The organism is Streptomyces sp. MZ04 (assembly GCF_004684775.1).
In the GTDB taxonomy this organism is placed as follows: domain Bacteria; phylum Actinomycetota; class Actinomycetes; order Streptomycetales; family Streptomycetaceae; genus Streptomyces.
Window position 1 is genome coordinate 1 of record NZ_SRIC01000361.1, and the last position, 7,374, is coordinate 7,374.

Annotated in this window: 7 protein-coding genes; 3 read left to right on the top strand and 4 right to left on the bottom strand. The window is 71.0% G+C overall.

The annotated features are described in order from the left end of the window. Positions 1–7: 7 nt before the first annotated feature. The 3 genes from E2651_RS39130 to E2651_RS39140 form a co-directional block, all read right to left on the bottom strand. Positions 8–931: a 1-phosphofructokinase family hexose kinase gene (locus E2651_RS39130; protein WP_135336035.1), complete on the bottom strand. Its 924-nt coding sequence runs from the start codon at positions 929–931 to the stop codon at positions 8–10. Positions 932–1,062: 131 nt separating this feature from the next. Further along, complete coding sequence (nagA, locus tag E2651_RS39135) at positions 1,063–2,202, bottom strand: N-acetylglucosamine-6-phosphate deacetylase (protein ID WP_135336036.1); 1,140 nt, start codon at positions 2,200–2,202, stop codon at positions 1,063–1,065. Beyond that, positions 2,202–3,152, bottom strand: coding sequence for an ROK family protein (locus E2651_RS39140; RefSeq protein WP_135336037.1), 951 nt, complete (start codon positions 3,150–3,152; stop codon positions 2,202–2,204). The genes nagA and E2651_RS39140 overlap by 1 nt, the downstream gene beginning before the upstream one ends. A 239-nt stretch (positions 3,153–3,391) precedes the next feature. Between E2651_RS39140 and E2651_RS39145 the strand changes: the two genes are divergently transcribed. The 3 genes from E2651_RS39145 to otsB are packed head-to-tail and all read left to right on the top strand — an operon-like array spanning position 3,392 to position 5,790. Further along, the gene (locus E2651_RS39145) at positions 3,392–4,609 is read left to right on the top strand and encodes an extracellular solute-binding protein (protein WP_135336041.1); all 1,218 of its coding nucleotides are present in this window, start codon (positions 3,392–3,394) and stop codon (positions 4,607–4,609) included. 10 nt (positions 4,610–4,619) lie between these two features. After that, positions 4,620–4,907 carry a DUF3263 domain-containing protein gene (locus tag E2651_RS39150; RefSeq protein WP_135336038.1) on the top strand — a complete coding sequence of 96 codons (288 nt, stop codon included), beginning with the start codon at positions 4,620–4,622 and terminating at the stop codon, positions 4,905–4,907. A 16-nt stretch (positions 4,908–4,923) separates the two neighbouring features. Continuing rightward, the gene (gene otsB, locus E2651_RS39155; RefSeq protein ID WP_135336039.1) at positions 4,924–5,790 is read left to right on the top strand and encodes a trehalose-phosphatase; all 867 of its coding nucleotides are present in this window, start codon (positions 4,924–4,926) and stop codon (positions 5,788–5,790) included. On the opposite strand, the gene E2651_RS39160 is transcribed toward otsB, so the two are convergent. Beyond that, positions 5,778–7,268, bottom strand: coding sequence for a right-handed parallel beta-helix repeat-containing protein (locus tag E2651_RS39160; RefSeq protein WP_135336040.1), 1,491 nt, complete (start codon positions 7,266–7,268; stop codon positions 5,778–5,780). The genes otsB and E2651_RS39160 overlap by 13 nt on opposite strands. Positions 7,269–7,374 lie beyond the last annotated feature (106 nt).

A 7,374-nucleotide genomic window follows, 5' to 3' on the forward strand; every position in this document is an offset into this window, starting at 1 on the left:
GGGGTAGTCAGGGGCGGTCAGGGGTGGGTTTCACCCGCCCCAGCAGCTCCTCGTACGTAGCCGGGTCGAACTCGCCCGCCACGGGAGAGGCCACCGTCGCCGCCGACAGCGCTATGGCCCGGGCCAGACGATCCGGCCAGGGGAGATCCTCCACCAGGGCGGAGAGCAGGCCCGCGACCGCCGAGTCGCCCGCGCCCGTCGGGTTGCCGTGGACGTGGGCCGGCGGGAGCGCCTGCCAGGTGCCGTCGGGGGTGACCGCAAGGAGGCCCTGGGCGCCCAGTGATGCCACCACCGTGTGCGCGCCGCGCCTGCGGGCGTCACGGGTGGCCTGGACGGGCTCGTGGGAGCCGGTCAGCTCGGCGAGTTCGTCGGCGTTCGGCTTGACGATGTCGGGGCGGGCGGCGACGCCGCGGCGCAGCGGCTCGCCGCTGGTGTCCAGGAGGACGGGGATCTTGGCGGCGCGGGCCGCGCGGATCAGGACGGCGTACGCGCCCACCGGCACACCCGGCGGCAGGCTGCCGCACAGCGCGACGGCGGACGCCTCGCGCAGCAGCTCCTCGTAGGAGGACTGGAACGCGGCCCATTCGGCGGGCGAGACCTGCGGCCCCGGCTCGTTGAGTTGTGTGGTGTCGCCGGTCGTCGCGTCCACCACGGCGATCGTGCGGCGGGTCGCCCCCGCGACCGGCAGCAGCGCGTCGGTGATGCGCGGCTCGTGCGCGAGACGGTCGCGCAGGGTGCGGCCGGTGTCGCCGCCCACCAGGCCCGCCACCGTCACGTCGTGGCCGAGGGCCGCGAGGACGCGGGCGACGTTCAGGCCCTTGCCGCCGGGGCGTTCGATGACCTCGGTGACGCGGTGCGAGGCGTGCGGGGTGAGGGCGGGGACCTGGTAGGTGATGTCCAGGGCGGTGTTCAGCGTGACGGTCAGGATCACTGGTACCACCCCCGGGAACGGTCACGTTCGGTCGTATTCGGCGTCTGATCATGCCAAACAGAAGGCGGTTGGCCCAGAGGCCGGACCAACCGCCTTGCGCTCAACGGCAGGCTGAATCACCCGAGTTGGGGCTAAAAGGGCTCAACCACCCATTCGCCCTTGCGCATCACGCCCTTGAGGTCGAAGTCCGCGTCCAGGACCACCAGATCCGCGTCCTTGCCGGGCTCCAGCGAGCCGACCCTGTCGTACATCCCGAGCAGCTTGGCCGGGTTGGCGGAGATGGCGCGCACGACGTCGCCGACCGCGAGGCCGTCGATGGTCACCGAGCGCTTGAACGCGCGGTCCTGGGTGAGCGTGGAGCCCGCGATCGAGCCGCCCTCGACGAGCCGCGCCACGCTGTCCTTCACCTCGACCTCCAGCGGGCCGAGCATGTAGCGCCCGTCGCCGAAGCCCGCCGCGTCCATCGCGTCCGTGATGAGGGCGACGCGCCCCGCACCCGCGTGGTGGTACGCGAGCTCGAAGGCGGCGGGGTGCAGATGCGTGCCGTCGTTGATCAGCTCGACGGTGATCCGCTCGTCCTCCAGGAGGGCGGCGATCGGTCCCGGAGCGCGGTGGCCGAGGGCGGGCATCGCGTTGTAGAGGTGCGTTGCGACGGTGGCGCCCGCGTCGATGGCCTCGACCGTCTGCTCGTACGTCGCGTCCGTGTGGCCGATGGCCGCGATCACGCCGTGCTCGGCGAGCAGGCGTACGGAGTCGATGCCGCCCGGCAGTTCGGTGGCGAGCGTGACCATCTTCGCCTGCCCGCGCGCCGCGTCGATCAGCTTGCGTACGTCGGCCGGGTCCGGGTCGCGCAGGAGGGCCTCGCTGTGCGCGCCCTTGCGGCACGGGGAGATGAAGGGGCCCTCGAAGTGGATGCCGGCGATGTCGCCCTGCTCGGCGAGTTCGGAGAGCAGCCCGGCCCGCTGGGCGAGGAAGTCCATCTCGCCGGTGACGGTCGATGCGACGACGGTCGTGGTGCCGTGCAGCCGGTGGGTGTGGACTCCCTTCAGTACGTCGTCGACGGTGCCGGAGGTGAAGGAGGCACCGCCGCCGCCGTGGTTGTGGATGTCGACGAAACCGGGGACCACCCAGTGACCCGTGAGGTCGACCGTCTCCGCGTCGGCGGGAGTACTCCCCGCGATCCGCGAACCGTCGACGATCACTCGGCCGTCCGTGAGCGTCCCGGTGGGCAACACCACCTGAGCACCGGCGAGCACCTTGCTAGTGGCCATCAGGCGGTTACCTCCGTGGGGTCGGACTTCTGGTGGACGAGGTCCCAGGCCAGCAGGCCCGCGCCCAGGCACCCGGCGGTGTCGCCGAGGGCCGCGGGCACGATCTGAGGCAGCGTCTGGAACTGGACGACGCGTGCCGCGACCGCGGCCCGCAGGGGTGTGAACAAGGTTTCCCCGGCCTCGGCGAGACCGCCACCGATGATCAGCGTCTGCGGGTCCAGGAGAGTGAGGGCCGTGATCAGGCCGTCGGCGAGCGCGTCGACGGCGTTCTGCCAGACCTCCAGGGCGAGCGGATCGCCCGACTCCACGGCCTTCGCGCAGTCCGCGGCGTCCGCCTCCGGGTCGCCGCTGGCCGCAGCCCAGGCCTGGCTCACCGCGGACGCGGAGGCAAGCCGTTCCAGACAGCCGCGCTGGCCGCAGCCGCAGGGCGGTCCTCCGGGGCGTACGACGATGTGCCCGATCTCGCCCGCGGAGCCGTGCGCGCCGGGCTCGATGCCGCCGCCGATCCCGATGGCCCCGGCGATGCCCGTGCCGAGCGGCACGAACAGGAACCGGTCGGCGCCCTTGCCCGCGCCGATCCGCCCCTCGGCGAGGCCGCCGGTGCGCACGTCGTGGCCGAGGGCCACGGGTACGCCTTCCAGCCTGCGGCTCAGCAGCTTCCGCAGGGGGACGTCGTGCCAGCCGAGGTTCGACGCGTACACCGCGATGCCGTGCTCGGTGTCGACGATCCCCGGTACGGCGACGCCGGCCGCGGCGGCGGGTTCCCCGAACTCCTCGATCCCGTGGGCGCGCAGGTCGGCGGCGAAGCCGACGATGGACTCGACCACGGCGTCGGGCCCGCGCTCGCGGCCGGTGGGCCTGCGGGCCGCGTGCAGCAGCGTGCCGTCCGCCCCGACGAGGGCGGCCTTCATTCCGGTGCCGCCCACATCGAGGGCGATGACGTGTTTCACGGGGGACAGTCTCGCGCGTGACCCGCGAGAGGTCTAGTCCACTTCGCCACTTGTGCGGGGTAATCGGGCGGGCAATCGGGCGGGTGTCCGGAGTACGCCGTTCCACAAGCGATACTGGAGTGGTGTAGACCTTATGGGCGTACGCGAGGGAAAATCGCAGTTCACGTAGATCATCGAGGGTGGGAACAGCTGTGCAGCGGCGCGCGACAGGACTGACCGCGGCGGTAGCCGCTCTGGGCATGGCGGCGACGCTCGCCGGCTGCGGCGGTCCCGGCGACTCAGGCGACGTCACCCTCAAGCTGGTGGCCGCCGACTACGGCGACTCCAAGGCCAACAGCTCCCAGAAGTACTGGGACAAGCTCGCCGAGAAGTTCGAGGCCGAGAACCCGGGCATCAAGGTCGACGTCAGCGTCTACTCCTGGACGGACGTCGACCGCAAGGTCAAGGACATGGTCAAGGCGGGCAACGCCCCCGACATGGCCCAGATCGGCGCGTACGCCGACTACGCCGCGCAGAACAAGCTGTACCGCGCCGAGGACCTGCTCGCCATCTCCACCCAGGCCGACTTCATGGCGCCGCTCTCCGAGGCCGGCGAGGTCAACCGCGTCCAGTACGGCATGCCGTTCGCCTCCTCCACGCGCCTCCTCTTCTACAACGAGAAGATCTTCAAGGACGCCGGCCTCACCCCGCCGCAGAGCTGGACCGACCTGGCGGCCGACGCCAAGGCGCTCAAGGCGCGCGGCGTGAAGATCCCCTACGCCCTGCCGCTCGGCCCGGAGGAGGCGCAGGCCGAGACCATGCAGTGGCTGCTCAGCGGCGGCGGCGGCTACACCGACAACGTCGGCACGTACGACATCGACTCCACGCAGAACGTGAAGACCTTCACCTGGCTGAAGGACGAGCTGGTCGACAAGGGCCTGACGGGACCGACGCCGCCCGCCAGGCTCGACCGCGCCGAGGCCTTCGCCGCGTTCACCCGCGGCGACGTGGGCATGCTCAACGGCCATCCCACGCTGATGCAGATGGCCGAGAAGAAGGGCGTGAAGTACGGCATGGTGCCGATGCCCGGCGTGAACGGCAACGCCAAGGCCACCATGGGCGTCGCCGACTGGATGATGGCCTTCAAGCAGAACGGCCACCGCGAGGAGATCGGCAAGTTCCTCGACTTCGCCTACAGCACGAAGAACGTCCTGGACTTCTCCCGCGAGTACGACCTGCTGCCCGTCACCACCTCCGCCGCGCAGCAGATGACCGGAAACAAGGGCGACAAGGAGCTCGCCGAGTTCCTGGAGGAGCTGCCCACTTCGCAGCTCTACCCGGTGGGCAAGACGTCCTGGGCGCGGGTCTCCGTCGAGGTCAAGAAGTACATCGGCAAGGCCGTCGACCCGAACGGCAATCCGGCCTCGATCCTCACCCAGATCCAGACCAAGGCGGCGACCGAGGCGAACTCGGAATAGCGTGACGGGCATGACCGACGACGACCGCACCCCGGACGCGACGTTCCCCGACACCGGCCTCTCCGACCTCTCCGGCCTCTCCGAGCGCGACCGCGCGATCCTCGCCCTGGAGCGGCAGGACTGGGTGTCCGGGCCCGGCGCCAAGGAGCGGGCCATCCGCGAACGGCTCGGCATGGTGCCGGTCCGCTACTACCAGGTCCTCAACGCCCTGCTCGACGATCCCCGCGCCCTCGCGCACGACCCGGTGACCGTCAACCGGCTTCGGCGGGTTAGGGAGTCCCGGCGCGAGGAGCGTTGAGCGTAGGGTCGGCCCCATGGGTGACCCCGTGTACACGCCGTCCTCTCCCTCTCCCGAGCTGCCCGAACCCGTGACCCCGGCCGGGCGCGAGGGCCTGGCCGCGCTCCTGGCGCGGCCCGAACGTGCCGTGATCGCGCTCGACTTCGACGGCACGCTGGCCCCGATCGTCCCCGACCCCGAGCAGGCCCGCGCCCACCCCGACGCCGTGCCCGCCATCGCCGCGCTAGCGCCGAAGGTCCTTTCCGTCGCCGTGGTCACCGGCCGCCCGGCGGGCGTCGCGGTCCGCTACGGCGGCCTCGCGGGCGTCCCCGGCCTGGAACACCTCGTCGTCCTCGGCCACTACGGCGCCGAACGCTGGGACGCGGTCAGCTCCACGGTCCACGCCGCCGATCCGCACCCCGGCGTGGCATCCGTCCGCGCCGAACTCCCCGGCTTCCTCGACGCGATCGGCGCCTGGCGCGGCACCTGGATCGAGGAGAAGGGCCGCGCGGTCGCCGTCCACACCCGCCGCGCACAGGACCCTCAGGCGGCCTTCGAAGCCCTGCGCGAGCCACTCGCCGAACTGGCCGCCCGCCACGGCCTGATCGTCGAACCGGGCCGCCTGGTCCTGGAGTTGAGGCCACCCGGCATGGACAAGGGAGTGGCCCTGGCCGACTACGTACGCGAAGTGGGCGCCGAGACAGTCCTCTACGCAGGCGACGACCTGGGCGACCTGCCCGCCTTCGCCGCCGTCGAGAAGCTCCGCTCGGACCAGGTGCGCGGCCTGCTGGTGTGCAGCGGCAGCGCGGAGGTGGCGGAACTGGCCGATCGGGCGGATGTGGTGGTGGAGGGGCCGCGGGGAGTGGTGGAGCTGATGGCGGCGATCGCGGCTCAACTGGACTGATCTGCCCCGAGGCTGGGGGGATCTGGGATGGGATTCCCGAAGTAGTCGTGGGTGGTCCCGTCGTCGACGGCGGTACCGATCCCGCGAGCGGGGGAATCGCTCTTCAGCCGTACGTCGTCGGGGGCGCCGGGAGTCGCGTCGACGAACCGGGGGTCGGCGTTGACGCCGGACGTGTCGCGCGGCTGGGCGGTCCGCCAGTAGAGGTTGTTGCTGAAGGTACTGACGGTGTCGTTGATGGGAGACCCGCCACCGGCCGCACCCATGAAGATGTTGTCGCGGAAGGTGACCCCGGTGGGCCCGTTGTTGGAGACGAGCGCGGTGTCGGCGCGGTCGGTGACGACGGTGTTCCGATAGACCTGGGTGTCGGTCGCGGCCCCGCAGACAACGGAGATCACGGCGTAGGGCGATGTCGTGTTCCGGTCGTTGACGCTGATGTTGTCGTGGATGCGGTTGCCGTCGCTGGTGGTGTCCGCGCCATTGCAGACGAGCAGGAAACCGCCCTCGTTGTCGTGGCTGTAGTTGTAGCGGTAGGTGTTGCGGACGTTGCCGCCGTCGATGTCGTACGCCATCGAGTCCCGCGTCCCGTGGCCGCCGGTGACCTCGTTGTACTGGTAGAGCGCGTCCTGCGACTCCCAGGCCCAGATCCCCGCGTTGTAGCCCGCCGAGCGCATGTTGAAGCCGTCCACGTAGTTGTGCTCGACGCGGGCCTTGCGGGTCTCGTGGATGACGATGCCGTCGCCGCCGACGTCGTAGGCCTTGTTCCGTACGAACTCCACTCCACTGGAGAGGAGTTCGGCGTCGGCGTCCGTGCCGCTGCCCCAGGTCGACATGGTGCCGATGCCGGTGCGGTCGACGTGGCGGACGGTGGAGTCCTCGACGCGGAGGTCGTTGAAGCGGGTGGGGGTGGTGCTGCCCTGCACGACGAAAAGTATCCCGCCGGAGGGGTCGGGGTCCTTGAAGTCGGCGCCGTTCACGTCGTGGACGTCGACTCCGTCGACGAGGAAGTGGTCGGCGGTGCCGTAGTCGGTGAGCTGGACGTAGAGCCCGGCGCGGCGGTCGGTGGTGGTGGCGGGCCCGGTGTTGGAGAGGTCCAGGTTCCGGATCTCCCACTGCTCGGTGTCGACGAGATGCAGGGCGGCGCGGGCGCCGTTCGCCTGGATGCGGGGCTTGGCCTTTCCGCTTCCGTACGCGTCGATCAGCACGGGGGCGCCGGCCGCACCCGCACCTTTGGGAGCCAGCACCCCCGTGCAGCTTGTGCCACGCCGCAGCAGCAGCTTCTCGCCGGGGGCGTAGGTGTGGGCGCTCGCCTTCTCCAGGCTGCGCCAGGCCGTTCCGGCGGAGCTGCCGGTCGCGTTGTCGTCGCCGCGTTGGCAGTCGACGTAGTACGTCCTCGCTGCGCCGGCATCAGCGGGCATGGCGAAGGCCCCTGCCAGGGCGAGGGCGGTGAGGGCGACGGTGCTCGTGCGGCGTAGGGCCATGCCCCGGAAGGTACCGAGGGGGCTGGGCGGGGGCCCATGGACAAACGCTGGCTCTTATACACATCTGACGCTGCCGACGAATAGCCTTGTGTATAGTTCCGTGGTC